A 24137-nucleotide genomic window follows, 5' to 3' on the forward strand; every position below is an offset into this window, starting at 1 on the left:
TCAACCGGGGAGGCAGCGATGGAGCAGTTAATGGAAGTGTCGTTCGACGTGACGGCACAGGAGCGTGAGGCAATCCTCAAACCGTTGAGGGCGTATAACCTCAGTCATACCGGCGATATGGCGTTCGAAACCGTAGGGATTTTGCTGCGGGATCCTGTCACTGAAGAGGTGGTCGGTGGGCTGTATGGGAAGATTTCATACGGATGGTTGTTCATTGAGTTGTTGAGTGTTCCCGATCAGTTACGCACCCAAGGTACTGGCTCCCGCCTGATGCGCGCCGCTGAAGAGTTGGCCAGGCAGCATGGCTGCACCGGGATCTGGCTGGATACCTTCAGTTTCCAGGCGCCCGGGTTTTATCGAAAGCTGGGGTTCACTGAGTTCGGGCATATTGCCGATTATCCACCGGGACACCAACGCCACTTTTTCCAGAAACGTTTGGCCTGAATCCTCCCAGGGCGCCGGTTTACCTGGCGCCCATTACCCACAAAATTTATTGGTTTACAGCAACAACTTTTCTTGTTGGACACCCCCCGCCCCAAGCGGCAAAGATGCCGCCACCGACGCTCGACCTTCCAGGTCAACAATAAAAAACCGAGCCGACTGCACGCCACTTTCTTGCTGTGAACCCTTTGTTCACATCCTGCTGTAATGGCGCCGCAGCGCGCACTTAAGGACCTCACCGCCATGCAAACTGTTGTGAATCTATGGCCGTTGATCGGCGTACTCGTCATCGTGGTTGGCTTTGTCTTGCGCTTCAATCCCCTGTTGGTGGTCACCGCCGCCGCTATCGCCACCGGGCTCGCTGCCCATTTCCCGCTGGAGAAAATCCTCGCCACCATGGGCGATGGTTTCCTTCAGACCCGCGCCCTGCAATTGATTCTGTTGCTGCCATTGGCTGTCATCGGGCTGTTGGAGCGCCATGGCTTGCGCCTGCATGCACAGAACTGGATCGCTCGTTTCGAACGCGCCACGGTCGGGCGTTTGTTGATCATCTACCTGTTTGTGCGTGAGTCGACCGCTGCCATGGGGCTGACCAGCCTTGGTGGGCATCCGCAGATGGTGCGCCCGCTGCTCGCGCCGATGGCCGAAGGTGCGGCGGAAAAGCGCTTTGGCAAATTGCCGGACAAACTGCGTCACAAGGTGCTGGCCATGTGCGCGGCGACCGATAACGTCGGACTGTTTTTCGGTGAGGACATCTTTGTCGCCTTTGGCGCAATCGCGCTGATGCACACCTTCTTGCTTGGTTCGGGGATAGATGTGGAACCGTTGCACATCGCGGTATGGGGCATTCCCACGGCGATTTGCGCCTTTATCATCCACGCGATTCGGTTGCATCGATTTGATCGACGGTTGACGCGGGAAATGACCGCCGTCGCCACGCCAGTGGAGGCCGCCCAATGATCATTTCCATTCAATACCTGTATTGGCTCGCCGGTGTGTTGCTGTTGATCACTGCCGGCATGATCCTGCTGGATCGTAGCCACCCGAAGCGCTGGTCCAGCACCCTGTTTTGGTTGCTGTTCGCTATTCCGTTTCTGGTGGGCGAGCGCCTGCCGTCGGTGGTGATCGGGGCGGGTGTGGTGGTGATGGCGTTGATCGCAGGGTTGGGCGGGGTTGGCCGTGGCGCCCATGCCGAATTGCACGACAAGGCTTCCCGCGCGAGTGCCGGCCGACTGGGCCACAAGTTGTTTATCCCGGCGCTGGCCATTCCGCTGACGACGGTGATTGGTTCGGTGTTGCTCAAGCACACCGAGATCGGCGGCGTACCGCTGCTGGACCCGAAGAACACCACCTTTGTGTCCCTCGGTATCGGCTGCCTGATCGCCCTCGGCCTGGCCTGCTGGTTGACTCGCGACACCCCGGTGCAAGCCTTGCGCGAATCCCGCCGCCTGACCGAAGCCCTTGGCTGGGCGATGGTGCTCCCGCAAATGTTGGCGATGCTCGGGCTGCTGTTCAATGAAGCCGGAGTGGGCACGGCCGTCGCCCACGTCACCACCACCTACATCAACCTGGATTACAAGTTGGTGGCAGTGATGGTTTATGTGCTGGGCATGGCCTTGTTTACGGTGATCATGGGCAACGGCTTTGCGGCTTTCCCGGTGATGACGGGTGGCGTCGGTGTGCCAGTGCTGGTGGGTATCTACGGTGGCAACCCGGCGGTGATGGCGGCGATCGGCATGTTTTCCGGCTACTGCGGTACGCTGATGACGCCGATGGCGGCCAACTTCAATATCGTCCCGGCCGCCTTGTTGGAGCTGCCGGACAAAAACGCGGTGATCAAGGCGCAGTTGCCGACCGCGTTGATGATGCTGGTGGTCAATATTGTCCTGCTTTACCTGTTGATGTGAGGCCAGGATGCGAATCGTTCTGCTGACGGGCTTCGAGCCCTTTGATCAAGACGCGATCAATCCATCCTGGGAGGCCGTGCGTCAGTTGGATGGCATGCCGTTGGGTGAAGATGTGCAAATTGTTGCGCGTCGTTTGCCCTGCGCCTTTGCCACTGCCGGCGAGTGCCTGGCCCAACTGATAGATGAGTTGCACCCGGCCCTGATCATCGCGACGGGCCTGGGGCCTGGGCGTGGCGAGATATCCATAGAGCGGGTGGCGATCAACCTGAATGACGCCCGTATTCCCGACAACCTGGGGGAGCAACCGATTGACACGGCTGTAGTGGTCGATGGGCCCGCAGCCTACTTCTCCACGTTGCCGATCAAGGCCATGGTCAAGGCCGTGCGCGAGGCGGGTATAGCAGCCTCAGTCTCGCAGACAGCGGGGACGTTCGTTTGCAACCAAGTGTTCTACCGTTTGCAGCACTCACTCGCAGGAACGGGTGTACGCAGTGGTTTCATTCACGTGCCGTACCTGCCGGAGCAGGTGGTTGTCTCGGGGCAGCCTTCAATGGCGTTGACCACGCTGGTCAAAGGGTTGCAGGTGGCTGTGCTGACGGCGTGGCAAACATCCGTGGATGTAACGGAAGCGGGCGGGCAGGTCAGCTGATCTGTCGGGTTGACTTCAGGTGGCAAGCAGTCGGGTAAGCCCGAAGGTGATCGCACAGGCCAGGCCTGTCATGGCGAACGCCGTTGCGACATACCATTTGATGAGATTCAGTTCAGTGGTTGCGAGGTCCGCCTTGGTAGCGAAATGCTTTTCCATGGAGTCTGCCCTGTTTGAAACGGTGAATAGCTTCTCTTTCATTTCAGCCAGCCTCTTTTCCAGTGAGCTCAATCGTTTTTCCACACCGGGACCTCCGTCATTTCCTCCGCCCGCTCTGCCTTGAGTCGGGGTATTCAGCGTATTCGTCGAGCCAAATCGATACTGTTTTTTCTGCAAAGCCTGACACCTGTTTTAAATCGTGTGAGAGAGCGCTTGGGAGAAAAGAATAGTGGGAGTCAGAGCAGAGGGTGACCGACAAATTTTTGCAAAATACCACCGAAGTTCTGGCCCGCGGCGCTCAGTGACCCCGTTGCGGAAAGAACAACTCAAAACACGTCACGCCGTCCTGGCTGCTGACGCTGTACCGGCCGTTATGCAACTGCATGATGGTGGCCACGATCGACAACCCTAGCCCATTGGACTGTGCCGACCGCTCCCGTGACTCATCCACCCGGTAGAACCGCTCGAACAGTCGCGGCAAATGTTCGGCAGCAATGGTGTCGCCCTGGTTGCTGACCCTCAGGTGGATGCCTTCTGCATTGGGAAGCGCCTGGATCAACAGATCGGAATCAGGAGCGCCATACTTGATGGCATTGGCGCACAGGTTGGCCAATGCGCGGCGCAGCAGCATCGGCTCGGCCCAGATCACGCCCGCGCCCTCGGCGATGATGTGCATATTTGCATCACTCGCCAATCCTTCGAAGTAATCAGCCATGCGTTCCACTTCGTCTGCTGCACTTAATTCCTGGCGCTGGCGCAATGCACTTGCCGGGTCGGTGCGGGCGAGGAATAACATGTTATCGAGCATGCGGGCCAGGCGTTCAAGCTCTTCTACATTAGACGCGAGCAACTGCTGGTAGCTTTCGACGTTGCGGCTCTGTTGCAAGGCGACCTGGGTTTCCCCCAGCAAGTTGTTGATCGGTGTACGTAGTTCGTGGGCCATGTCGGTGGATACCTGGCCCAGTTGCGTAAAGCCCTTGGCCAGGCGTTCAAGCATGGTATTGAACGAGTCGATCATCGGCAGCAACTCCTTGGGCGTGCCACGACTGTCGAGGCGTTCAGCCAGGTTGCCGACACCGATGCCCCGGGCATGCCGCGCCAGGCGTCGCAAGGGCAGCAGGCCACGGTGTACCAGCAGGTAGCCCACCAGGGCGAGGAAGATTGCCGCGATGCTGGCTAGGATATACACACTCAATCGGTAGCTGGCGAGCACGGCGGTGCGTTCAGTCATCAGGCGGCCGGTGGTGACTTGCAGGCTGCCCAGGTCGCCAGAGTCGATGGAGGCCGCAACGATGGCGAACGGTACGCCATTCACGCCGGGAAAATGGTGTACGTCAGTCAACGCCAGGGTATGGTTTTTCGGCACGGGGGGGACGGATGGCACCTCGATGTTGCCGGGGTTGACGACCAGCAGGGGGGGCTGGCCAGGCGCTGTGATGCTCAGCACCGACTCGCGATTGCCCAGCATGTTCTGGAACAGCTCCGGCTTGGTCTTGATCAGGTCCAGGGTGTTGCTGTCGTTGAGCAGGTTGCGCAACTGGTCGATACGGTAGATCAATGCGGCGTCGTCGCGCATGATCAGCTCACGCTCCAGCTCACGGTACAGCGCCACGCCCAGGGTGGCCAGCAGCACAAAGGCCAGCAAGGCGAAGATCAACGCCAGGCGCAAGGTCAAGGAGTAATGTCGATTTGGGCTCATGGCTGGGTATCGAAACGGTAGCCGATGCCCCGCACACTGTGGATCAGCTTGAGCTGGAACGGGTCATCGATTTTCAGGCGCAGGCGCCGCACGGCTACGTCCACCACATTGGTGTCGCTGTCGAAATTCATGTCCCAGACCCGCGAGGCAATCAACGAGCGGGACAACGGCTGGTCCTGATGCGTGGCAAACAGGTGCAGCAGGGCGAACTCTTTATTGGTCAGGGTGATGCGCGTACCGGCACGGGTGACACGGCGCTTGAGCACGTCGATGTGCAGGTCGGCGATGTTCAGGTGTTCTTCTTCGCGGCTCGGGCCGCGTCGGGTCAAGGTGCGCAGGCGCGCGACCAGTTCGGCAAAGGAGAAAGGTTTGATCAGGTAGTCATCAGCCCCCAGTTCCAAGCCCTTGATGCGATCGGCAATGTCATCGCGGGCGGTGAGGAACAGCACCGGCGTGTCGGCCTCCTTGCGCAAGCGCCGCAGCACTTCCCAGCCGTCCATTTTCGGCATCATCACGTCGAGTACGATCACATCGAATGGCGTTTCCAAGGCCTGGTGCAAGCCATCTACCCCGTCACGGGCGAGGCTTACGGAGTAGCCCAGCTCCTGCAGGCCGTTGAGCAGGTAATTGCCGGCCTTGGGCTCGTCTTCAACGACAAGGATGTTCATGGGAAGTGCCCTGGTTCAGTGCGTGGCGCAAGTGTAGCCCGATCAATTGTCATTGGCGCAGCCGATGCCTTGGACCTGATAGTCCAGCACATGTTCGCGGTCCTGGTGGTCCAGGTATTTGAGTTGTGCCGGGACGATTCCACATTGGCCGTAAGTGTCGGTACTCGACAGAACTTTGGCGACGTCCAGGTGTACGAAGAAGCCGGTTTTGTCGTGGATCACGTCCGTGGCAGCTGGAGTGTCGGCCGCGAATACCGAACCGGTGGCCAGTAAAGCGGCAAAACCAAGGGCAAACAGTTTCATGGAGGTATCTCTCGTTAAGGGCGGGTTGCCCGGTCGTTGGCAGTGAGTTCACAGTAACCAGGCGACACAAACAGCCAACCAACAGGATCATGACAAGTTCGTAATAAGAGGAAGGCGTCCTGGCTCAGGGTGAGGTAGCCGTCGTGCTTTTCCACTCCATTGCGCACGGGCAGCCACATACACCAATGCGCTGACCTTCGGGTTTACTCCCGAGTCGCTGACCACGCTGCCGGCGTAGGAATGGCCGACCAGTACGGTAGGGGCGGCTTGGAGTCGGGTGATCACTTCGGACCAGCTGGAGCCGTCAGCCCAGGAACCATGAAATCGCTGGAGTGCTTGTCCGCCGCGTTTACAACTGCAGAGCTGACCCGTAGATTGCAACGGGCTCATCATTTGTCACCGTCCAAGAGGAAGCCCAGCAGTGTCCATCCGCGTCTTTACCCGGCCTTACCGCGCCTTCCTGTTCGATATGGACGGGACCCTGCTCAACTCCATTGCTGCCGCCGAGCGGGTCTGGAGTATGTGGGCTGAACGTCACGGCTTGGACGTGAAGGCCTTCCTGACTACCATTCATGGCGCTCGGGCCATCGATACCATTACCCGCCAGGCGTTGCCTGGGGTTGATCCTGAGGTGGAGGCGCAATGGATTACCGAGGCGGAGTTGAATGATGTCGAAGGCGTCGTGGCGATTCCCGGTGCCGTTGAGTTTTTGAACCGTCTGCCTGGCGACCAATGGGCGCTGGTGACGTCTGCCCCCCGGGAGTTGGCGTTGCGCCGGCTACAAGCGGCCGGCATCACTCCGCCTGCGGTGCTGGTGACGGCTGAAGATGTGGCCAGTGGTAAGCCTGACCCTGCCTGTTATGTGCTGGGCGCACAGCGCCTGGGGGCGGCGGTACAGGACTGCCTGGTGTTCGAAGATGCGACGGTAGGTATTCGGGCAGGCGAGGCCGCTGGCGCGGATGTGATGGTCGTGACCTCGACTCACCTGACGACCATGCACACTGCGCATGCCACCACCGATGGGTATGAACACTTGCACGTCGAGCACGACGGTGGCGGTTTGCTGCGCTTGCGGCGCCTGGCAGGTTGATGCGAAAAAGCCGAGCCCGGTTTGGCGGTCTCGGTCCTATTCGCAGGATGTATGACCAGGCGGCACCTGTTGCAGTCGGCTGCTTCTCATGCCCTGGCGTGACAGCACCATTTCCCTGAGGATTTCATTGGCCAGGCGGGCAATCGCTTCAGTCCCGCGATAATGCGCGCGCACAATGCCGGTAATCGCGAAGTGGTCGGTTTCCGGGCCGCTGAGGATGGCGGAGAGGGTGCCGTCGGCATGCAACGTGCAATTGACGGTATAGCTGGGCAGGCGGCTTGCCAGGGCAGATTCGATTTGGGATTTGCTGAGGGTGTCCATCTGCGTAAGCACCTTTCACTGATCGTGCAAGCCCAAGCATAGATCCTGTTGGAAGACTGTAAACACCGGTGATCTATTAGCGAAACTGCGACCTATCAACCCGCGTTTTTTGGGTGGGCGCGGTGGGTGGCTCGCTGGCACAACTTGCGCTGGATGGCCTTCTGGATCGGTTTGAGACAGAACATGAACAGGTAGCCGCACAAAAACAAAGCCAGATCCAGCCATGAAGGGGCGTCGGTGGCGTCTGTCCTTTCAATTTCGAACCTCAAACCATATTCCAGGCCGGCAAAGGCCAACCCGATCAGCACGGCGATCGCCCAGGAATAGGTGATAAAGCGTTGTGTTGAGGTGCGCCTCATCGGCGTGCTCCTGAGTGTGCTCAGATGTCGGCAGAGTGAGTCAGGAGTTTCGGCTGCGAATCGCGCGACAAGTTCCAGGGATGAAGACAGTTTCATCTGCCAATGCAGATGCAAGGGCAGTGCGCGGGACAAGAATAAGGCGCGAGCAGGTCTAGGCAGTTTTCGCCAGCCGTTACAGAGCGAAAAGGCTGGCTACTGGAGTGCTTCAAGGAGTCTGGTTTTTGTCCGGAGCTGTCAGGCCAGCCTGGATGCGCTGGTAGATCTCCTCGCGATGCACGGCAACGTCCTTGGGTGCGTTGATGCCGATTCGTACTTGCTGGCCGCTGACGCCCAGGATGGTGATCGTAATGTCATCACCGATGTTTATGCTTTCACCAACTTTGCGGGTGAGTATCAGCATGGACTTCTCCTTGATTACTTTTAAGGACACATGTTTCAGACAGGGCAGGTGTCGGATGTGTGTAGCTTACTGCTAAGCGCTTCCCTGTGACTGCCTCTTTTTAGGACGCATAGAGGCAACATTAATTCCCATGGCGGCATCATACAGGTCTGCGATACATCATTCGCATTGTTTAAGCCAACGTTTATGACGGCCAGAATAGACAGCGAATGATAAAGTTGCCTCTTTATCCTTTAAGGAGCAGGGCAGTGCGTAAAGTAGCGATGGCAATTGCGGTGTTGGCATTGGCCGGTTGCGGTGAAGGCAAACCTGTCGAAGCGCCCAAGGCCAAGCCTGCCGTGACTGAAAACCAGCCACAGACCGGCGCGATTGCTGCCCAGGAATGGGACGTTTGGGTAGGCCCGCCTGACCACAAGCTACAGGCGATCACCGACCTGACCGCGTGGTTGCTGGAGCATGGTTTCAATTTTTATATCGTGAAGGAAAACGGCAAGGACGAAGTGTACTTGGGGCCATTCGCAACCAAGGCCGATGCGGAAGCCAAGCAGGCCCTGCTCACGGAAAAGCTGGCCCGCGCCAAGAAAAGCGACACCGAATCGCAGGTTGTCGAGCACAAGACTGCGCAGTAACCGGCAGGTAGGGCGAGAGCACGCCGAGTGCTCCCGCCCGCGTTCAACCGCAGGCCTTGAGGTTCACCGGGCCGACAAACTCATTTCCACGCCCCATCACACAGGCCACGGTCTGGTTGCGCTGACGCTCCCAATGCTGCACAGGGTAGGTCTTGTCCCAGGCTTCATAAAGTTGCCGGTCCTGTTTCGACAGGCGCAAGCCGTATTGTTTGCTCATATAGAAATACGTCCGGGCAATCATTCCGCGTATGGACGGGCGCGGCATCACCTTCTTGGCCTTGAAGTCGACCTGGGTCAAGCATGAGCCGTACTGCCCGCTTTGCACCGGCAGCCAGCCAAAACTGAAGTTGTTACGATCGCCGTTGACCTCACCGATACTCGGCACCAGGTTGTGCAGGTCCGCCTCGGCACGCTTGAACACCTCATCATGGCGTGTGCAGTTCTTGCGTCCGCCATTCTGCCAGCACTGGCGCTGGTGCCCGATCTGCCAGGCCGGAACAATGTGTTCCCATTCGATGCGTGCAGCGCGGCTGGCGTTTTTACGAGGGATATAACCGCAGGCTTTCAAGTCCACGCGGTTACCGGTGTATTTGCAGCCGCAGTAGAACTCAGTGGATTGTGGGGCGTAGAGTTTCCAGGCGATTTTTTTGGCTTCGCTGAACGTTCGGGGCGCTTGGGCATGGGCGGTGACGGCAAAAAACAAGCAAAGCACAGCAATAAAACGGACACTCATTGAATCAGTCTTCCTTCGGCACAACCCAGAAAATCTGCACGCCACCGTCGTCCCGATAGGCGAGGGTAACGTTGTCGTTTTCTGCGATCTCTTCAAGCAAACGCGCCCACTCGTCCTCCGGCTCATCCGGCAAACGGAAGATCAAGGCCGCCTTGTTTTTTTGGGCATTGGTCGAATTGATGACTTTTTGCACGCGAACGGCCAGGCGTTGATAGGCATCGGGCAGGGTTGGTGCTGCGGAAGAGGACGTTGCCACGGAATATTCCTTAGTTAGCTGTACGTGCATACAGTATTTAACTGTAGGCAGTTTCGCAACTGCTTAAAGTTAAACAAGGCCGTCTGACAGTGATTTGGGATTTTTGTGTAGCGGCGGGGCGGGGGGCGAAGAGTTGTAGGGGCGGGCGTGCTCGCGAAAGACTTGAAGGCAATAGGTTAAGCCAGACGGACCGCGTCATCGTTAACCACTTTCGCGAGCAAGCTCGTCCCTACGGGGTATGGCTAGTAATCAGTATTCCCAGAACATCCGTTGCAGTTCCTTGCTGTCCTGGGTCTTGGTCAGTGCAACCATTGCCAGGATCCGCGCTTTCTGCGGGTTCAGGTCGTGGGCGGCGACCCAGTCATACTTGTCGTCAGGCTGTTCGGCATTGCGTAGTACGAAACCGCCGGCATTCACGTGGGACGAGCGAATGATTTGCACACCTTGCTTGCGCAGCTCCTGCAGGGCAGGAACAACCTTGGACGACACTGAGCCGTTGCCGGTACCGGCATAGATGATGGCTTTGGCGCCGGCCTGGGCCAGGGCCTTGGCGGCAGTGTCGCCTACGTTGCCGTAGCCGTAGGCGATTTCGACGTCGGGCAGGCTCTTGATGGTCTTGATATCGAATTCCGAATCCATGGTGTGACGCTTGGCCGGCAGGCGGAACCAGTAGGATTTACCCTCGACCACCATGCCCAGCGGACCCCATGGGCTCTTGAAGGCTTCGGTCTTGATGTTGACCATCTTGCTGACGTCGCGACCCGACTGGATCTCGTCATTCATGGTTACCAGCACGCCTTTGCCGCGGGCATCTTTGCTACCGGCAACGGCGACAGCGTTGTACAGGTTGAGCATGCCATCGGCTGACATGGCGGTGCCTGGACGCATGGAGCCGACGACCACGATAGGCTTGTCGGTTTTTTCCACCAGGTTCAGGAAGTAGGCGGTTTCCTCGAGGGTGTCGGTCCCGTGGGTGATCACGATGCCATCCACGTCCTTGCTGTCGGCCAGTTCGGCGACGCGGCGGCCCAGTTGCAGCAGGTTTTCGTTGTTGATGCTTTCCGATGCGATTTGCATCACTTGTTCGCCACGCACATTGGCAAGCTGGCTCAGTTCAGGAACACCGGCAATCAACTGCTCGATGCCGACCTTGGCTGCCTGGTAAGTAGCGCTGTTGGCCGTGCTGGCACCAGCGCCAGCAATGGTGCCACCGGTAGCGAGGATCACTACGTTGGAGAGTTTGGCCTTGGTTTCAACTTCCTTTGCCTGGGCGGCAACGGGGAACAGCAGCAGGAGGGCTAATGCGCCCGGAACAATGTTCTTCAATGCAGATTTCATTATTTTTCTCTCTGGTTTTTGATGAGTGCGGTAGCAAGTTCATCTAGAACACCCGGGCGGTTCTGAACGCCGCGAGGTGTTAGGGAAGAGCAGGATCTGTACCAGTCTGATTGTGGCCTTGTATATAAATTAAGCTATTGATTTAAAACGATTTATTTTCACTGTTTCGGACCGGTTGGCTGGCCCGTTGTCCGGCTTTCCGAACAACAGAGTGGGTTCGCGTTCGGTTGTCCGAAAGCAGTGACGAACTCTCCGGACACTCTGCGCGACGGAGGCGTCATGGCCTGTCGTTTTAGAGAACGACTGGGCGCAGGTGATGTTTACTGATCGGTGCGATCGAGCGGCAAGGCAGGGGATAGAGGGCCTGGATGAAAGGTTGTTTTCCAGCGTTGACAAATCTCGACAAGGTTCTCATAGTTTGAATAACGCAAACGTTTGCGAGATATTTCACGGGTGGCTCCCTGAGTCTCGTGAAAGCTCGTTTCAGCCACCCAGGTGGGAGGGCTGCCGAAGCGCTTTTCGGTGCAAGCGTTGCTCACAATAATCATAAGATCGGAGTGAACCCATGAAGCTGCCATTTGCTGGACGTCTTCTTGCTGTCGCTGTGCTTGCTGCCGCATCCGTCGCTTTACCACTCTCCTCTGCATTCGCTGACGATACTGCCGCCAAACCCAAGGTCGGCCTGGTGATGAAGTCCCTTGCCAACGAGTTTTTCGTGACGATGCAGGAGGGGGCGAAAGATTACCAAAAGGCGCACTCCGCTGATTTCGACATGATCACCAACGGTATCAAGAACGAAACCGATACCAGCGCGCAGATCGATATCGTCAATCAAATGATCCTTGCCAAGGTCAACGCTATCGTCATCGCCCCAGCCGATTCCAAGGCGCTGGTCACCGTGCTGAAGAAAGCCTCCGACGCCGGTATCAAAGTCGTCAACATCGACAATCGATTGGACCCGGACGTACTGAAAAGCAAAAACCTCAATATCCCATTCGTAGGCCCCGACAACCGCAAAGGCTCCAAGCTGGTGGGCGACTACCTGGCCAAGAAACTGGCCTCGGGTGACAAGGTCGGCATCATTGAAGGTGTGCCGACCACTACCAATGCCCAGCAGCGCACCGCAGGCTTCAAGGATGCGATGGACGCTGCCGGTATGAAAATCGTCTCCACCCAATCCGGTAACTGGGAAATCGACCAGGGCCAGAAAGTGGCGTCTGCGATGTTGAGCGAATACCCGGACATCAAGGCTCTGCTGGCGGGTAATGACAATATGGCCTTGGGCGCAGTGTCTGCGGTACGTGCAGCAGGCAAGGCGGGGAAAGTGATGGTGGTGGGCTACGACAACATCGAGGCCATCAAGCCGATGCTGCAGGACGGCCGAGTCTTGGCGACTGCTGACCAGGCTGCCGCCCAGCAAGCCGTGTTCGGTATCCAGAATGCCCTGAAGCTGGTCAAGGGTGAAAAAGTCGACGCCAAAGACGGTGTGATCGAAACTCCGGTCGAACTCGTTACCAAGCAGTAATCCTGGCAGCACCAACAGCGTCCGCTCGTCCTGAGCGGGCGCCTGGAGATTTTCCTATGTCATCTTCCGCCCCGAACGCTGTCCTCTCGGTCAGCGGTATCGGCAAGACCTATGCCCAACCGGTTCTGTCCGACATCACCCTGACGCTCAATCGCGGGGAAGTGCTGGCGTTGACCGGTGAAAATGGCGCAGGCAAAAGTACCTTGTCGAAGATCATCGGCGGTTTGGTCACACCGACCACCGGGCATATGCAGTTCAATGGCGAGGACTTCCGTCCAGGCAGTCGCACCCAGGCCGAAGGGTTGGGCGTACGTATGGTTATGCAGGAACTCAACCTGCTGCCAACGCTGACCGTGGCCGAAAACCTGTTCCTGGACAACCTGCCCAGCCACTGTGGCTGGATCAGCCGCAAGCAACTGCGTAAAGCCGCGATCGACGCCATGGCTCAGGTCGGCCTGGATGCAATCGACCCTGACACCTTGGTTGGCAGCCTGGGCATCGGCCATCAACAAATGGTCGAAATCGCGCGCAACCTGATCGGCGACTGCCATGTGCTGATCCTCGACGAACCTACGGCCATGCTGACCGCCCGTGAAGTCGAGATGCTGTTTGAACAAATCACTCGCCTGCAGGCCCGGGGCGTGGCGATCATTTATATTTCGCACCGGCTCGAAGAGTTGGCCCGTGTAGCCCAGCGCATTGCGGTACTGCGCGACGGCAAGTTGGTCTGTGTCGAGCCGATGGCCAATTACAACAGTGAGCAACTGGTCACCTTGATGGTCGGTCGCGAGCTCGGCGAGCACATCGATCTGGGCCCGCGGACAATCGGCGGTCCCGCCTTGACGGTGAAAAACCTGACGCGTTCGGACAAGGTTCGTGATGTGTCCTTTGAAGTGCGTGCTGGCGAGATCTATGGCATCTCCGGCCTGATCGGCGCTGGTCGTACCGAGTTGCTACGCCTCATTTTCGGTGCCGACCTCGCCGACAGCGGCACCGTGGCGCTGGGCTCCCCAGCCCAGGTTGTCAGCATTCGTTCACCTGTGGACGCGGTAGGCCACGGCATTGCCCTGATCACCGAAGACCGTAAGGGCGAAGGCCTGCTGCTGACCCAGTCCATCAGCGCCAATATTGCCTTGGGCAACATGCCGGAAATTTCTGGCGGCGGTGTAGTGAATCGCCGCGATGAAACCGCCTTGGCCAAGCGCCAGATCGATGCCATGCGCATCCGCAGTTCCAGCCCGGCGCAGTTGGTGTCCGAGCTCTCCGGCGGCAACCAGCAAAAGGTGGTAATAGGCCGCTGGCTGGAGCGCGACTGCTCGGTGATGCTGTTCGATGAGCCGACCCGCGGTATCGATGTGGGGGCCAAGTTCGATATTTATGCCTTGCTCGGCGAGTTGACTCGCCAGGGTAAAGCGCTGGTGGTGGTGTCCAGTGACCTGCGTGAGCTGATGCTGATCTGCGACCGCATCGGCGTGCTGTCCGCCGGGCGCCTGATCGAGACCTTCGAACGTGACAGCTGGACCCAGGACGAATTGCTCGCCGCCGCGTTTGCCGGCTATCAGAAACGTGATGCGCTGCTCAATGACGCCGCGCTTAGGGATACCCCATGAAAACAACAACTTCCCCCGGTAAAGCAGCTGGCAACTTCTACGGCCTGGGCACCTACCTGGGGCTGGCAGGTGCGTTGCTGGCGATGATTGCGCTGTTTTCGGTGCTCAGTGATCACTTCCTGTCCTACGACACCTTCAGCACCCTGGCCAACCAGATTCCAGACCTGATGGTGCTGGCAGTGGGCATGACCTTCATCCTGATTATCGGCGGTATCGACCTGTCAGTGGGCTCGGTGCTGGCACTGGCGGCATCGGCCGTCAGCGTGGCGATTCTTGGCTGGGGCTGGAGCGTGTTGCCGGCAGCCTTGCTCGGCATGGGCTGCGCCGCATTGGCTGGCACGATTACGGGTTCGATCACGGTGGCCTGGCGCATTCCGTCGTTCATCGTGTCCCTTGGCGTGCTGGAAATGGCACGCGGTGTGGCGTACCAGATGACCGGCTCGCGCACCGCCTATATCGGTGATTCCTTCGCCTGGTTGTCCAACCCGATTGCCTTCGGCATTTCGCCGTCATTTATCATCGCCTTGCTGGTGATCATCGTTGCCCAACTGGTGTTGACCCGTACCGTGTTTGGTCGTTACCTGATCGGCATCGGCACGAACGAGGAAGCCGTGCGCCTGGCAGGGATCAATCCCAAGCCCTACAAGATCCTGGTGTTCAGCCTCATGGGCCTGCTGGCTGGCGTGGCGGCGTTGTTCCAGATATCACGCCTGGAAGCGGCAGACCCGAACGCCGGTTCCGGCCTGGAACTGCAAGTGATCGCTGCGGTGGTGATCGGCGGCACCAGCTTGATGGGTGGGCGCGGCTCGGTCATCAGTACGTTCTTTGGTGTGTTGATTATTTCGGTGCTGGCCGCTGGCTTGGCGCAGATCGGTGCCACGGAGCCCACCAAGCGCATCATCACCGGTGCTGTGATCGTGATTGCCGTGGTCCTCGATACTTACCGCAGCCAACGCGCCAGTCGGCGAGGCTGAGCCATGGCAACGATCAAGGATGTGGCAGCGCTTGCCGGTATTTCCTACACCACCGTGTCTCATGTGGTGAACAAGACGCGTCCGGTCAGCGAGCCGGTGCGCATCAAGGTGGAAGCCGCGATCAAGCAGTTGGACTACGTGCCCAGCGCCGTCGCGCGCTCGCTCAAGGCCAAGACCACGGCGACTATTGGCCTGCTGGTACCCAACAGCCTCAACCCGTATTTTGCCGAGCTGGCCCGAGGCATCGAGGATTACTGCGAGCGCAATGGCTATTGCGTGATCCTGTGTAATTCCGACGACAATGCTGAAAAGCAACGCAGCTACCTGCGGGTGTTGCTGGAAAAACGTGTCGATGGCTTGATCGTGACCTCCGTGGGCGGTGACGACAGCGGCCTCGCCGCGGGCTTGAGCGCGGTGCGCACGCCCATGGTCATCGTCGACCGGGCATTGGACGGCATTGACGTTGACCTGGTGCGTATCGACCACGAGGAGGGCGCTTACCTGGCCACCCGGCACTTGCTTGAACTGGGTCACCGGGACATCGCCTGTATTGGCGGCCCAGTCCATACCCGCGTGGCGCAGATGCGCCTGGCGGGGTATCACCGTGCGCTGCGCGAGGCGGGTGTGGAGGTGGCGGCTGATCGCACCCGGGAAAGCGACTTCACCAGTACCGGTGGTTATGCTGCGGCTGTGCAGTTATTGGCAGAAAACCCGCCCAGCGCAATCTTCGCCAGCAACGACATGATCGGCTTTGGTGTGCTGCGCGCGGCGGCTGAGCGTAATCTCCGCGTGCCCGGCGAGCTGTCGGTGATTGGTTTCGACGATATTCAAATGGGCCGTTACGTCTACCCGGCGCTGACCACGGTCGGGCAATCGATCGTGCAACTGGGCGAGACGGCTGCCGAACTTTTACTGCGACGGATTGCGACACCCCAACTGCCGATCGATCAACGCATCGTGACGCCGAGCATCGTGTTGCGTGAGTCGACGGCGCCAATTGCCGGTGTGTTCGCCCAATACCGCTGAACCGAATTGATGAGTATTGATGTATGCCAGCAAAAGTAGTGGTAGTAGGCAGCTTGAACATGGACCTGGTGACCCGTGCCAGTCGCTTGCCCCGTGCCGGTGAAACCTTGATCGGCCAATCGTTTTCCACCGTTCCCGGCGGCAAGGGCGCCAACCAGGCCATGGCTTCGGCGCGGCTGGGGGCCGAGGTTGCGATGATCGGTTGTGTCGGCACTGATGCCTACGGCAGCCAGCTGCGCGATGCGCTGCGGGTGGAAGGCATCGATTGCGGGGCTGTGAGCACCGTTGCCGGCTCCAGCGGCGTGGCGCTGATTGTCGTAGATGACAGCAGCCAGAACGCCATTGTGATCGTCGCGGGCAGTAACGGTGAACTCACGCCGGCTTCATTGCAGGCGTCTGACGCGGTGCTGCAGGCCGCCGATGTGATCGTCTGCCAGCTTGAAGTGCCAATGGAGACTGTGGGGCATGCGCTCAAGCGCGGTCGTGAGCTGGGTAAGACGGTTATTCTTAACCCTGCGCCGGTCAGCGGTCCTTTGCCGACCGAGTGGTATGCCTCGATCGACTACCTGATTCCCAATGAAAGCGAGGCGACCGCGCTGAGCGGTGTGGCGGTCGACTCCCTCGACAGCGCCAGGCTGGCTGCGACCGAATTGATCAAGGCGGGCGCGGGTAAAGTCATCATTACACTTGGTGCCCAGGGCGCATTGTTCGCCGATGGTCATGGCTTTGAACACCTGGTGGCGCCCAAGGTCAAGGCGGTGGATACCACGGCGGCCGGTGATACTTTTGTGGGTGGCTTTGCCGCGGCATTGGCCAGCGGCAAGAGCGAAGCCGAGGCTATTCGATTCGGCCAAGTGGCGGCGGCGCTGTCGGTGACCCGTGACGGCGCCCAGCCTTCCATCCCTACGCTGCACGACGTACAAGGTTTTGTGCCCTCATGAAAAAGACACCCCTGCTCAATATTGCTCTGTCGCGCGTGATCGCCTCCCTGGGGCACGGCGATATTCTGGTCATCGGCGATGCTGGTCTGCCAGTACCGCCGGGTGTCGAGTTGATCGACCTGGCGCTGACCCAGGGCATTCCCGATTTCATCAGTACCTTGCGCATCGTGCTCAGTGAAATGCAGGTGGAAAGCCATGTGCTGGCCGAAGAAATCCTGCTTAAGCAGCCACCGGCGCTGACTGAGCTGAACAGTCTGAACGCACAGGCCCATCTCGGCGAGCGTCGCCTGGTCAGCCATGAAGCGTTCAAGCAGCTCAGCCGTAACGCGCGCGCCATTGTTCGCACCGGTGAGTGCCAGCCTTATTGCAATATCGCGCTGGTGTCCGGCGTCACGTTCTAGCGTTTCCCAACGACAAGGAGTGTTCCATGCAACGTAGTCTTCCCAACCTGAGAAATCTGTTCCGGAGTGTCCTGCTTTTGTCCGCACTCACTGCAGCAAGCGCCCAAGCGGCGGAAAAAATCGACCTGATCATCGACACCGACCCGGGCGCTGACGACGTGGTGGCCTTGCTGTTTGCCATGGCTTCCCCAGAGGAGTTGAATATTCGCGCGCTGACCACCGTCGCAGGTAACGTGCGCCTGGACAAGACATCGCGCAATGCGCGCCTGGCCCGCGAGTGGGCAGGGCGTGAGGACATCCCGGTGTACGCCGGTGCGCCAAAACCGCTGCTGCGTACGCCTATCTATGCCGAGAATATCCATGGCAAGGAAGGCATTTCCGGTGTGACGGTGCATGAGCCGAAAAAAGGCCTGGCCGAAGGCAATGCTGTCGACTACCTGATCAAGACCCTCAGCACCGCCAAGCCCCACAGCATCACCATCGCCATGCTCGGCCCACAGACCAACCTGGCGCTGGCATTGACCCAGGCTCCTGAAATTACCCAAGGCATCAAGGAAGTGGTGGTAATGGGCGGCGCGCACTTCAATGGCGGCAATATCACGCCGGTGGCTGAGTTCAACCTGTTCGCCGACCCGATAGCGGCCGAGATCGTGCTCAAGAGTGGCGTCAAGCTGACCTACCTGCCGCTGGACGTGACCCACAAGGTGCTGACCAGCGAGGCGCGCCTGAAAAAGATCGCGGACATCAAGAACAACGCGAGCAAGGTCGTCGGCGATATTCTCAATGAATACGTCAAGGGTGACATGGAGCACTACGGCATCCCAGGTGGCCCAGTGCACGACGCCACCGTGATTGCCTACCTGCTCAAGCCTTCTCTGTTCAGTGGGCGTCAGGCCAATATGGTGGTGGACAGCCGCGAAGGACCGACCTTCGGCCAGACCATCGTCGACTGGTATGACGGCCTGAAGCAGGAAAAGAATGTGTTCTGGGTTGAGAACGGCGATGCCCAGGGCTTCTTCGATCTGTTGACCGAGCGCTTGGCACGCCTGAAGTAATGCAGTTGCCGGTTGGCGCTCGCCGGCCGGTTCTTAATCGCGCTCGGGGTCGTGTGCACCCCGGTAATCGGTCGGGTATTTCTCGAATATCTGGCCGATGAATGCCTGTGCGGCTTGGGTGCCGAGTTCCTTGACCAGCAGGTCGATGCCAATGATCGCCAATTCTTCCGGGCTTCCGGGGCTGTAGGAGCTCTGTCCTTGGTGCCATTTGGCTTTGATATCGGCTTGAAGGGTTACGGTACTCATGGGCGGCTCACGATCTGAAAAGTGCTGGGCAGTGCGCTGAAATGGGGTTCTTGCGGGGGGCAGTTAACCATTTTGCGTAGGGTTTGGCACTGCTACTTAGGCATGAGGGGAAGGCTGTGCGACACTGGTCGCCTGTTTAACTGCCGGGGAACACCAGGTGCAGATCGATTTGAACAACCCCGAGAGCCTGACGCTGGTGGCCGTGCGCCAATTGATCGCCAGTGCCAGCGACGATGAACATACCCAGTTGCGCGTGACCAAGAGCGGTATCGCCTATATCTCATCGGGCAAAGCGGTGGGTGGCGTTGATATTGATGGGTTGCTGTTTCGTCTGGAAACGTGGGCCAAGGGCTCTGGGTATGTAGGCAATGTGGCGGCCAGCGACGAAGTCTGGGTCATGCAGATTTTCAATGCGCTGAAGGAGAACTGGCCGACGCCACGGTTTGACTACATTGATATCTACTGAGTACGTTCATATCTGGTCACGATTGGCCGGGCGAATGCCCGCGCTGAGTCAGGCAGACTTGCCCGCAGGCGATTTACGTCTTGAAACCAATCCGTCTGACGGCTGTCGCACGATCTCTGTTCATTTTTTATCATAGGAGGCTTCATGCCTTGGAAGCTCGCATCATTCGGTACTTTGTTGGCAGCACTCGCGTTGTCGGGTTGCAGCACCCCAGGTGCCTCTGAGCCAGCCAAAGACGCCGCCACGGCCGACACCGGCCATAGCCGCTGTGAGTCGAAGGCCGCCGAGTTCGCGATTGGCCAGAAAGCCTCGCCCCAACTGCTGGAGCAGGCCCGCGCCCGCGCCGGTGCGCAGAATGCGCGGATCCTCAAGCCCAACGATATGATCACCCTGGAATACCGCTCCGACCGCCTGAACCTGAACACCGACGACAACCTGGTGATCACGCGGGTCAATTGCGGCTGACAGCCTCCGGGTTTTTGCGCCACCCATAAAAAACCCCGTCACATGGACGGGGTTTTTTTAGCTCAGCGGAGAATTACTCGCCGCGAACCTGTGCAGCTTGCATACCCTTTTGGCCTTTCTCAGCCACGAAGGAAACGGTTTGGCCTTCTTTCAGGCTTTTGAAACCGTCGCTTTCGATAGCTTTGAAGTGTACGAACAGGTCGTCACCGCCACCTTGAGGAGTGATGAAGCCGAAGCCTTTTTCATCGTTGAACCATTTAACGGTGCCGGTTTGGCGATTAGACATGGTGTATCTCCAAGAAACATATATTTTCAGTAGTGCTGTGCTGCTCAGGCCAACTGGGCACACCGGGCTATCATAGTCGAAATGTTCGACTTGGGAGCCCCCCCAAGGCATTGTTTGCGAGTCAATAGCGTTGCGTTTACTACCTGAATCGGCTGAAAGCCCCGATCTACGGGGCTTTTGTGCGAAATATAAGCTGGTAAAAAAAGCCGTAAAAGCTGCGTAATTTGTGAGAAATGGCAGTTTTCGAGGTGTTTTTCCAGCAAAACGGCCGTCTGATCAGGGGTGAATATTACTTTTTCTTCACGACCTTGCAGGACGAAATAGCCGCGACCGCCTTGTTTTTAAGGTCCGGGCTGGCGTTCTGGTTGGTCATCAGCTCTTTGATCTCGGCCGTGCTCAATTCGGCGTTGATTTTGTTCGCGCCACATTCGCAATGGTCTTTGGCGGTTTTGACGTCCACATTTTGGCTGGCGGCAGAGGTGCAGTCTTTAACGAAGCTGTCACGGGCACCGGCTGGCCAGTTGGAAGGCGCAGCTGCTTGTGCGCCGAGGGAAAGGAGGCTCAGGGTAGCGGCGAGAGCGAGGGTCGAGGTAAAACGCATCATGGGATGCTCCTTTGGGTCGAGGACGAACAGCGATTCTCAGTGGGTTTGAGGCGTGGCGTACAGCTCAAGTTCACTTTTACCGCTATAAAGGCTGGAATTTGTCTTTACGTCGGATGGCGCCGGCGCGATGACCGTTCATCTGTGCTAGCATCAGCCACCTGGCTATTCCCGGGCGCGCCATTTGCCGCCTTGCCATGTTCCTTTTGTTCACTCCAGTCACTCTGGTTCGATTATCGGTTTGCCGAAAGGCTCCTGCCGCTGTAAGGCAGGCGTTCGTTGCTGAACGGCCTGGTGTTGGATCTTGTACTGGCTCATCCCAACCCACGTGACCTTTGGTAGGGGTCACCACTAGGAGAGGAGGCGCCATGCCAACTATTACTCTTCCCGATGGCAGTCAACGTTCATTCGATCATTCGGTTTCCGTCGCCGAGGTCGCCGCATCCATTGGTGCCGGCCTGGCCAAGGCCACCGTGGCCGGCAAGGTCGACGGCAAGCTGGTCGACGCCAGCGACCTGATTACCTCCGACGCCAGCCTGCAGATCATCACGCCCAAGGACCAAGAGGGGCTGGAGATCATTCGTCACTCTTGCGCGCACCTGATTGGCCACGCGGTCAAGCAGTTGTACCCCACCGCGAAAATGGTGATCGGCCCGGTCATTGACGAAGGTTTCTATTACGACATCGCCTACGAGCGTCCTTTTACGCCGGACGACCTGGCCGCCATCGAACAGCGCATGCACGCGCTGATCGAAAAAGATTACGACGTCATCAAAAAAGTCACCCCACGCGCCGAAGTGATCGACGTGTTTACTGCGCGTGGCGAAGACTACAAGCTGCGCCTGGTAGAAGACATGCCGGACGAACAGGCCATGGGCCTGTATTACCATGAAGAATACGTCGACATGTGCCGTGGCCCGCACGTACCGAATACGCGTTTCCTCAAGTCGTTCAAGCTGACCAAGCTGTCCGGTGCCTACTGGCGCGGCGATGCCAAGAACGAGCAACTGCAGCGGATCTACGGCACCGCCTGGGCTGACAAGAAGCAGCTGGCGGCCTACATCCAGCGCATCGAAGAAGCCGAGAAACGCGACCACCGCAAGATCGGCAAGCGCCTGAACCTGTTTCACCTCCAGGAAGAAGCGCCGGGCATGGTGTTCTGGCACCCGAACGGCTGGACCCTGTACCAGGTGCTTGAACAGTACATGCGCAAGGTGCAGCGTGAGAACGGCTACCTGGAGATCAAGACTCCTCAGGTTGTTGACCGTAGCCTGTGGGAGAAATCCGGGCACTGGGCCAACTACGCCGACAATATGTTCACCACCCAGTCGGAAAACCGCGACTACGCCATCAAACCGATGAACTGCCCTTGCCACGTGCAGGTGTTCAACCAGGGCTTGAAGAGCTACCGCGAGTTGCCGATGCGCCTGGCCGAGTTCGGTGCCTGCCACCGTAACGAGCCATCGGGTGCATTGCACGGCATCATGCGCGTACGCGGCTTCACCCAGGACGACGCACACATCTTCTGCACCGAAGAACAGATGCAGGCGGAGTCCGCTGCATTTATCAAGCTGACTATGGACGTTTATCGCGATTTCGGTTTTACCGAAGTCGAAATGAAGCTGTCCACTCGTCCGGAAAAGCGCGTCGGTTCCGACGAGCTATGGGACCGCGCCGAAGCGGCACTCGCCGCTGCGCTAGACAGCGCGGGCCTTGCGTACGATCTGCAACCGGGTGAGGGCGCGTTCTACGGGCCTAAAATCGAGTTCTCGCTGAAAGATTGCCTTGGCCGTGTCTGGCAATGTGGTACCTTGCAGCTCGATTTTAACCTGCCGATCCGTCTGGGAGCCGAATACGTCTCCGAAGACAACAGCCGTAAACACCCGGTCATGTTGCACCGGGCGATCCTTGGCTCGTTCGAACGGTTCGTCGGGATCCTGATCGAGCACTACGAGGGTGCGTTCCCCGCGTGGCTGGCTCCGACCCAGGCAGTGATCATGAATATCACTGATAAACAGGCAGATTTTGCCGCTGAAGTTGAAAAAACTCTCAACGAAAGCGGATTTCGTGCCAAGTCCGACTTGAGAAATGAAAAGATCGGCTTTAAAATCCGCGAGCATACTTTGCTCAAGGTTCCCTATCTTTTGGTTATCGGAGATCGGGAAGTCGAGATGCAGACTGTCGCTGTGCGTACTCGTGAAGGTGCTGACCTGGGCTCGATGCCCGTCGCCCAGTTCGCTGAGTTCCTCGCGCAAGCGGTTTCCCGGCGTGGTCGCCCAGATTCGGAGTAATTATTATTAAGCGTGAAATGAGACAAGATAAACGAGCTGCACCGAAAGCCCCGATCAACGAGAATATCTCGGCACGCGAGGTTCGGTTAATTGGCGCTGACGGCGAGCAGATTGGCATCGTCTCGATTGATGAAGCGCTTCGTATCGCTGAAGAGTCCAAATTGGACCTGGTGGAAATTTCCGCCGACGCAGTCCCGCCTGTTTGCCGGGTGATGGACTACGGCAAGTCGATCTTCGAAAAGAAGAAGCAGATTGCTGCGGCGAAGAAGAACCAGAAGCAGATTCAAGTAAAAGAAATCAAGTTTCGTCCAGGGACGGAGGAAGGGGATTACCAGGTAAAACTGCGCAACCTGGTACGTTTCCTGAGTGATGGGGACAGGGCCAAGGTATCCTTGCGATTCCGCGGCCGTGAGATGGCCCACCAGGAGCTGGGGATGGAACTCCTCAAGCGGGTTGAAGCTGACCTGCTCGAGTACGGTTCGGTCGAACAGCATCCTAAGATGGAAGGACGCCAGCTGATCATGGTCATCGCCCCGAAAAAGAAGAAGTAATCAACAGGGCACGGCAGGCCTTCTGATTATGTTTATCAACTGAATGCGGAGTATCCGAACATGCCAAAGATGAAGACTAAAAGTGGTGCTGCTAAGCGGTTTCTGAAAACTGCTAACGGTATCAAGCACAAGCACGCTTTCAAGAGCCACATCCTGACCAAAATGTCGACCAAGCGTAAGCGTCAACTGCGCGGTAGCAGCTTGCTGCATCCGTCTGACGTGGCAAAAGTCGAGCGCATGCTGCGCCTTCGTTAATTTTTGGATCAAGACTAGAGGAAGTAACTCATGGCTCGTGTAAAGCGTGGCGTCATTGCCCGTAAACGTCACAAAAAAATTCTGAAACTTGCTAAAGGCTACTACGGCGCACGCTCACGCGTATTCCGTGTTGCCAAGCAAGCGGTAATCAAGGCAGGCCAATACGCCTACCGTGACCGTCGTCAGAAAAAACGTCAGTTCCGCGCTCTGTGGATCGCTCGTATCAACGCTGGTGCTCGTGTTAACGGTCTGTCCTACAGCCGTTTCATTGCTGGCCTGAAAAAAGCGTCCATCGAGATCGACCGTAAGGTTCTGGCTGATCTGGCAGTGAACGAAAAAGCGGCGTTTGCTGCGATTGTCGAGAAAGCTAAAGCCACCTTGGCTTAAGTACCCCCGACAGTCACCCTGGGTTACTCTGTAGCCCAAGGTGTTAAACGTCTTAAATAGGGGAAGAGCCTTCAAGCTCTTCCCCTATTTTGTATCTGGAGTCTGTAC

At 58.0% G+C, this 24137-nt stretch carries 33 protein-coding genes; 19 read left to right on the forward strand and 14 right to left on the reverse strand.

Annotated elements, in window-relative coordinates:
* Positions 1-18 precede the first annotated feature (18 nt).
* The 4 genes from A7317_RS19675 (at position 19) to pcp (ending at position 2997) form a co-directional block, all read left to right on the forward strand.
* A complete protein-coding gene (locus A7317_RS19675) occupies positions 19-444 on the forward strand; it encodes a GNAT family N-acetyltransferase (RefSeq protein ID WP_024076492.1) in 426 nt (141 codons plus the stop codon).
* Positions 445-684: 240 nt separating this feature from the next.
* Positions 685-1401: a DUF969 domain-containing protein gene (locus A7317_RS19680; protein WP_024076491.1), complete on the forward strand. Its 717-nt coding sequence runs from the start codon at positions 685-687 to the stop codon at positions 1399-1401.
* Positions 1398-2348 carry a DUF979 domain-containing protein gene (locus tag A7317_RS19685; RefSeq protein ID WP_069076648.1) on the forward strand — a complete coding sequence of 317 codons (951 nt, stop codon included), beginning with the start codon at positions 1398-1400 and terminating at the stop codon, positions 2346-2348. Before A7317_RS19680 ends, A7317_RS19685 begins: the two co-directional genes overlap by 4 nt.
* A 7-nt stretch (positions 2349-2355) precedes the next feature.
* Positions 2356-2997 (forward strand): pyroglutamyl-peptidase I, encoded by a 642-nt coding sequence (gene pcp, locus A7317_RS19690; protein WP_024076490.1) that lies wholly within the window; start codon positions 2356-2358, stop codon positions 2995-2997.
* Positions 2998-3012: 15 nt separating this feature from the next.
* Here pcp and A7317_RS19695 read toward each other — a convergent pair whose 3' ends face one another.
* The 5 genes from A7317_RS19695 to A7317_RS31385 all read right to left on the reverse strand — a co-directional run bounded on the left by A7317_RS19695 (position 3013) and on the right by A7317_RS31385 (position 6216).
* On the reverse strand, positions 3013-3330 hold the full coding sequence (locus A7317_RS19695) for a hypothetical protein (protein ID WP_223817811.1): 318 nt from the start codon (positions 3328-3330) through the stop codon (positions 3013-3015).
* Positions 3331-3451: 121 nt separating this feature from the next.
* On the reverse strand, positions 3452-4852 hold the full coding sequence (locus A7317_RS19700) for a heavy metal sensor histidine kinase (protein ID WP_069076649.1): 1401 nt from the start codon (positions 4850-4852) through the stop codon (positions 3452-3454).
* Positions 4849-5520 carry a heavy metal response regulator transcription factor gene (locus A7317_RS19705; RefSeq protein ID WP_024076487.1) on the reverse strand — a complete coding sequence of 224 codons (672 nt, stop codon included), beginning with the start codon at positions 5518-5520 and terminating at the stop codon, positions 4849-4851. The genes A7317_RS19700 and A7317_RS19705 overlap by 4 nt, the downstream gene beginning before the upstream one ends.
* 42 nt (positions 5521-5562) lie before the next feature.
* Positions 5563-5823 (reverse strand): DUF2790 domain-containing protein, encoded by a 261-nt coding sequence (locus A7317_RS19710; protein WP_041160981.1) that lies wholly within the window; start codon positions 5821-5823, stop codon positions 5563-5565.
* Between the two features lie 87 nt (positions 5824-5910).
* Positions 5911-6216: an alpha/beta hydrolase gene (locus A7317_RS31385; RefSeq protein ID WP_420492574.1), complete on the reverse strand. Its 306-nt coding sequence runs from the start codon at positions 6214-6216 to the stop codon at positions 5911-5913.
* 28 nt (positions 6217-6244) lie between these two features.
* Here A7317_RS31385 and A7317_RS19715 point away from each other — a divergent pair, with 28 nt between their 5' ends.
* Positions 6245-6913: an HAD-IA family hydrolase gene (locus tag A7317_RS19715; protein ID WP_024076486.1), complete on the forward strand. Its 669-nt coding sequence runs from the start codon at positions 6245-6247 to the stop codon at positions 6911-6913.
* A gap of 36 nt (positions 6914-6949) precedes the next feature.
* Here A7317_RS19715 and A7317_RS19720 read toward each other — a convergent pair whose 3' ends face one another.
* The 3 genes from A7317_RS19720 to csrA all read right to left on the reverse strand — a co-directional run bounded on the left by A7317_RS19720 (position 6950) and on the right by csrA (position 7993).
* Positions 6950-7234: a hypothetical protein gene (locus A7317_RS19720; RefSeq protein ID WP_024076485.1), complete on the reverse strand. Its 285-nt coding sequence runs from the start codon at positions 7232-7234 to the stop codon at positions 6950-6952.
* A 95-nt stretch (positions 7235-7329) separates the two neighbouring features.
* Positions 7330-7593, reverse strand: a complete 264-nt coding sequence (locus A7317_RS19725) for a hypothetical protein (RefSeq protein ID WP_024076484.1) — start codon at positions 7591-7593, stop codon at positions 7330-7332.
* Positions 7594-7798: 205 nt separating this feature from the next.
* The gene (gene csrA, locus A7317_RS19730) at positions 7799-7993 is read right to left on the reverse strand and encodes a carbon storage regulator CsrA (protein ID WP_003192511.1); all 195 of its coding nucleotides are present in this window, start codon (positions 7991-7993) and stop codon (positions 7799-7801) included.
* A 263-nt stretch (positions 7994-8256) separates the two neighbouring features.
* On the opposite strand from csrA, the gene A7317_RS19735 reads away from it, so the two are divergent.
* Positions 8257-8622 carry an SPOR domain-containing protein gene (locus A7317_RS19735; protein ID WP_069076650.1) on the forward strand — a complete coding sequence of 122 codons (366 nt, stop codon included), beginning with the start codon at positions 8257-8259 and terminating at the stop codon, positions 8620-8622.
* 43 nt (positions 8623-8665) lie between these two features.
* Here A7317_RS19735 and A7317_RS19740 read toward each other — a convergent pair whose 3' ends face one another.
* The 3 genes from A7317_RS19740 to A7317_RS19750 form a co-directional block, all read right to left on the reverse strand.
* The gene (locus A7317_RS19740) at positions 8666-9355 is read right to left on the reverse strand and encodes an endonuclease (RefSeq protein ID WP_024076482.1); all 690 of its coding nucleotides are present in this window, start codon (positions 9353-9355) and stop codon (positions 8666-8668) included.
* Between the two features lie 4 nt (positions 9356-9359).
* On the reverse strand, positions 9360-9611 hold the full coding sequence (locus A7317_RS19745; protein WP_172831355.1) for a DUF1654 domain-containing protein: 252 nt from the start codon (positions 9609-9611) through the stop codon (positions 9360-9362).
* Positions 9612-9860: 249 nt separating this feature from the next.
* Positions 9861-10949: an asparaginase gene (locus tag A7317_RS19750; RefSeq protein WP_024076480.1), complete on the reverse strand. Its 1089-nt coding sequence runs from the start codon at positions 10947-10949 to the stop codon at positions 9861-9863.
* A gap of 565 nt (positions 10950-11514) precedes the next feature.
* Here A7317_RS19750 and A7317_RS19755 point away from each other — a divergent pair.
* Genes A7317_RS19755 through A7317_RS19785 form a run of 7 tightly spaced genes read left to right on the forward strand, consistent with a single transcriptional unit; the run spans position 11515 to position 18481 of the window.
* A complete protein-coding gene (locus A7317_RS19755; RefSeq protein ID WP_024076479.1) occupies positions 11515-12474 on the forward strand; it encodes a sugar ABC transporter substrate-binding protein in 960 nt (319 codons plus the stop codon).
* 56 nt (positions 12475-12530) lie between these two features.
* The gene (locus A7317_RS19760; RefSeq protein WP_024076478.1) at positions 12531-14084 is read left to right on the forward strand and encodes a sugar ABC transporter ATP-binding protein; all 1554 of its coding nucleotides are present in this window, start codon (positions 12531-12533) and stop codon (positions 14082-14084) included.
* A complete protein-coding gene (locus A7317_RS19765) occupies positions 14081-15058 on the forward strand; it encodes an ABC transporter permease (RefSeq protein WP_069076652.1) in 978 nt (325 codons plus the stop codon). Before A7317_RS19760 ends, A7317_RS19765 begins: the two co-directional genes overlap by 4 nt.
* Positions 15059-15061: 3 nt before the next feature.
* Positions 15062-16084: a LacI family DNA-binding transcriptional regulator gene (locus A7317_RS19770; RefSeq protein ID WP_024076476.1), complete on the forward strand. Its 1023-nt coding sequence runs from the start codon at positions 15062-15064 to the stop codon at positions 16082-16084.
* A 23-nt stretch (positions 16085-16107) separates the two neighbouring features.
* Positions 16108-17025, forward strand: coding sequence for a ribokinase (rbsK, locus tag A7317_RS19775; protein ID WP_069076653.1), 918 nt, complete (start codon positions 16108-16110; stop codon positions 17023-17025).
* Positions 17022-17426, forward strand: coding sequence for a D-ribose pyranase (gene rbsD, locus A7317_RS19780; protein WP_024076474.1), 405 nt, complete (start codon positions 17022-17024; stop codon positions 17424-17426). The genes rbsK and rbsD overlap by 4 nt, the downstream gene beginning before the upstream one ends.
* Before the next feature lie 26 nt (positions 17427-17452).
* Complete coding sequence (locus A7317_RS19785) at positions 17453-18481, forward strand: nucleoside hydrolase (RefSeq protein WP_069076654.1); 1029 nt, start codon at positions 17453-17455, stop codon at positions 18479-18481.
* A gap of 33 nt (positions 18482-18514) precedes the next feature.
* On the opposite strand, the gene A7317_RS19790 is transcribed toward A7317_RS19785, so the two are convergent.
* The gene (locus tag A7317_RS19790) at positions 18515-18727 is read right to left on the reverse strand and encodes a hypothetical protein (protein WP_024076472.1); all 213 of its coding nucleotides are present in this window, start codon (positions 18725-18727) and stop codon (positions 18515-18517) included.
* Positions 18728-18884: 157 nt separating this feature from the next.
* Here A7317_RS19790 and A7317_RS19795 point away from each other — a divergent pair, with 157 nt between their 5' ends.
* Positions 18885-19193: a hypothetical protein gene (locus A7317_RS19795; RefSeq protein WP_024076471.1), complete on the forward strand. Its 309-nt coding sequence runs from the start codon at positions 18885-18887 to the stop codon at positions 19191-19193.
* 144 nt (positions 19194-19337) lie between these two features.
* Entirely contained in the window at positions 19338-19658 is a 321-nt protein-coding gene (locus A7317_RS19800; protein ID WP_069076655.1) for an I78 family peptidase inhibitor, read from the forward strand.
* Positions 19659-19731: 73 nt separating this feature from the next.
* Here the strand turns inward: A7317_RS19800 and A7317_RS19805 are convergent, their stop codons facing one another.
* A complete protein-coding gene (locus tag A7317_RS19805; RefSeq protein ID WP_003234260.1) occupies positions 19732-19944 on the reverse strand; it encodes a cold-shock protein in 213 nt (70 codons plus the stop codon).
* 289 nt (positions 19945-20233) lie between these two features.
* On the reverse strand, positions 20234-20548 hold the full coding sequence (locus A7317_RS19810; protein WP_081329233.1) for a hypothetical protein: 315 nt from the start codon (positions 20546-20548) through the stop codon (positions 20234-20236).
* 365 nt (positions 20549-20913) lie between these two features.
* On the opposite strand from A7317_RS19810, the gene thrS reads away from it, so the two are divergent.
* The 4 genes from thrS to rplT are packed head-to-tail and all read left to right on the forward strand — an operon-like array spanning position 20914 to position 24029.
* Positions 20914-22836 (forward strand): threonine--tRNA ligase, encoded by a 1923-nt coding sequence (gene thrS, locus A7317_RS19815; protein WP_024076468.1) that lies wholly within the window; start codon positions 20914-20916, stop codon positions 22834-22836.
* A complete protein-coding gene (gene infC / locus A7317_RS19820) occupies positions 22836-23387 on the forward strand; it encodes a translation initiation factor IF-3 (RefSeq protein ID WP_169850653.1) in 552 nt (183 codons plus the stop codon). The genes thrS and infC overlap by 1 nt, the downstream gene beginning before the upstream one ends.
* A gap of 60 nt (positions 23388-23447) precedes the next feature.
* The gene (rpmI, locus tag A7317_RS19825; protein WP_002553160.1) at positions 23448-23642 is read left to right on the forward strand and encodes a 50S ribosomal protein L35; all 195 of its coding nucleotides are present in this window, start codon (positions 23448-23450) and stop codon (positions 23640-23642) included.
* A gap of 30 nt (positions 23643-23672) precedes the next feature.
* On the forward strand, positions 23673-24029 hold the full coding sequence (rplT, locus tag A7317_RS19830; RefSeq protein WP_002553161.1) for a 50S ribosomal protein L20: 357 nt from the start codon (positions 23673-23675) through the stop codon (positions 24027-24029).
* Positions 24030-24137: the final 108 nt, after the last annotated feature.

Source organism: Pseudomonas fluorescens (genome assembly GCF_001708445.1).
GTDB lineage: Bacteria > Pseudomonadota > Gammaproteobacteria > Pseudomonadales > Pseudomonadaceae > Aquipseudomonas > Aquipseudomonas gorinensis.

Coding starts and splice junctions, on each gene's coding strand:
- A7317_RS19675 (WP_024076492.1), top strand. CDS start 19: ATGGAGCAGTTAATGGAAGTGTCGTTCGACGTGACGGCACAGGAGCGT.
- A7317_RS19680 (WP_024076491.1), top strand. CDS start 685: ATGCAAACTGTTGTGAATCTATGGCCGTTGATCGGCGTACTCGTCATC.
- A7317_RS19685 (WP_069076648.1), top strand. CDS start 1,398: ATGATCATTTCCATTCAATACCTGTATTGGCTCGCCGGTGTGTTGCTG.
- pcp (WP_024076490.1), top strand. CDS start 2,356: ATGCGAATCGTTCTGCTGACGGGCTTCGAGCCCTTTGATCAAGACGCG.
- A7317_RS19700 (WP_069076649.1), bottom strand. CDS start 4,852: ATGAGCCCAAATCGACATTACTCCTTGACCTTGCGCCTGGCGTTGATC.
- A7317_RS19705 (WP_024076487.1), bottom strand. CDS start 5,520: ATGAACATCCTTGTCGTTGAAGACGAGCCCAAGGCCGGCAATTACCTG.
- A7317_RS19710 (WP_041160981.1), bottom strand. CDS start 5,823: ATGAAACTGTTTGCCCTTGGTTTTGCCGCTTTACTGGCCACCGGTTCG.
- A7317_RS31385 (WP_420492574.1), bottom strand. CDS start 6,216: ATGATGAGCCCGTTGCAATCTACGGGTCAGCTCTGCAGTTGTAAACGC.
- A7317_RS19720 (WP_024076485.1), bottom strand. CDS start 7,234: ATGGACACCCTCAGCAAATCCCAAATCGAATCTGCCCTGGCAAGCCGC.
- A7317_RS19725 (WP_024076484.1), bottom strand. CDS start 7,593: ATGAGGCGCACCTCAACACAACGCTTTATCACCTATTCCTGGGCGATC.
- csrA (WP_003192511.1), bottom strand. CDS start 7,993: ATGCTGATACTCACCCGCAAAGTTGGTGAAAGCATAAACATCGGTGAT.
- A7317_RS19735 (WP_069076650.1), top strand. CDS start 8,257: ATGGCAATTGCGGTGTTGGCATTGGCCGGTTGCGGTGAAGGCAAACCT.
- A7317_RS19740 (WP_024076482.1), bottom strand. CDS start 9,355: ATGAGTGTCCGTTTTATTGCTGTGCTTTGCTTGTTTTTTGCCGTCACC.
- A7317_RS19750 (WP_024076480.1), bottom strand. CDS start 10,949: ATGAAATCTGCATTGAAGAACATTGTTCCGGGCGCATTAGCCCTCCTG.
- A7317_RS19755 (WP_024076479.1), top strand. CDS start 11,515: ATGAAGCTGCCATTTGCTGGACGTCTTCTTGCTGTCGCTGTGCTTGCT.
- A7317_RS19760 (WP_024076478.1), top strand. CDS start 12,531: ATGTCATCTTCCGCCCCGAACGCTGTCCTCTCGGTCAGCGGTATCGGC.
- A7317_RS19765 (WP_069076652.1), top strand. CDS start 14,081: ATGAAAACAACAACTTCCCCCGGTAAAGCAGCTGGCAACTTCTACGGC.
- A7317_RS19770 (WP_024076476.1), top strand. CDS start 15,062: ATGGCAACGATCAAGGATGTGGCAGCGCTTGCCGGTATTTCCTACACC.
- rbsK (WP_069076653.1), top strand. CDS start 16,108: ATGCCAGCAAAAGTAGTGGTAGTAGGCAGCTTGAACATGGACCTGGTG.
- rbsD (WP_024076474.1), top strand. CDS start 17,022: ATGAAAAAGACACCCCTGCTCAATATTGCTCTGTCGCGCGTGATCGCC.
- A7317_RS19785 (WP_069076654.1), top strand. CDS start 17,453: ATGCAACGTAGTCTTCCCAACCTGAGAAATCTGTTCCGGAGTGTCCTG.
- A7317_RS19790 (WP_024076472.1), bottom strand. CDS start 18,727: ATGAGTACCGTAACCCTTCAAGCCGATATCAAAGCCAAATGGCACCAA.
- A7317_RS19800 (WP_069076655.1), top strand. CDS start 19,338: ATGCCTTGGAAGCTCGCATCATTCGGTACTTTGTTGGCAGCACTCGCG.
- A7317_RS19805 (WP_003234260.1), bottom strand. CDS start 19,944: ATGTCTAATCGCCAAACCGGCACCGTTAAATGGTTCAACGATGAAAAA.
- A7317_RS19810 (WP_081329233.1), bottom strand. CDS start 20,548: ATGATGCGTTTTACCTCGACCCTCGCTCTCGCCGCTACCCTGAGCCTC.
- thrS (WP_024076468.1), top strand. CDS start 20,914: ATGCCAACTATTACTCTTCCCGATGGCAGTCAACGTTCATTCGATCAT.
- rpmI (WP_002553160.1), top strand. CDS start 23,448: ATGCCAAAGATGAAGACTAAAAGTGGTGCTGCTAAGCGGTTTCTGAAA.
- rplT (WP_002553161.1), top strand. CDS start 23,673: ATGGCTCGTGTAAAGCGTGGCGTCATTGCCCGTAAACGTCACAAAAAA.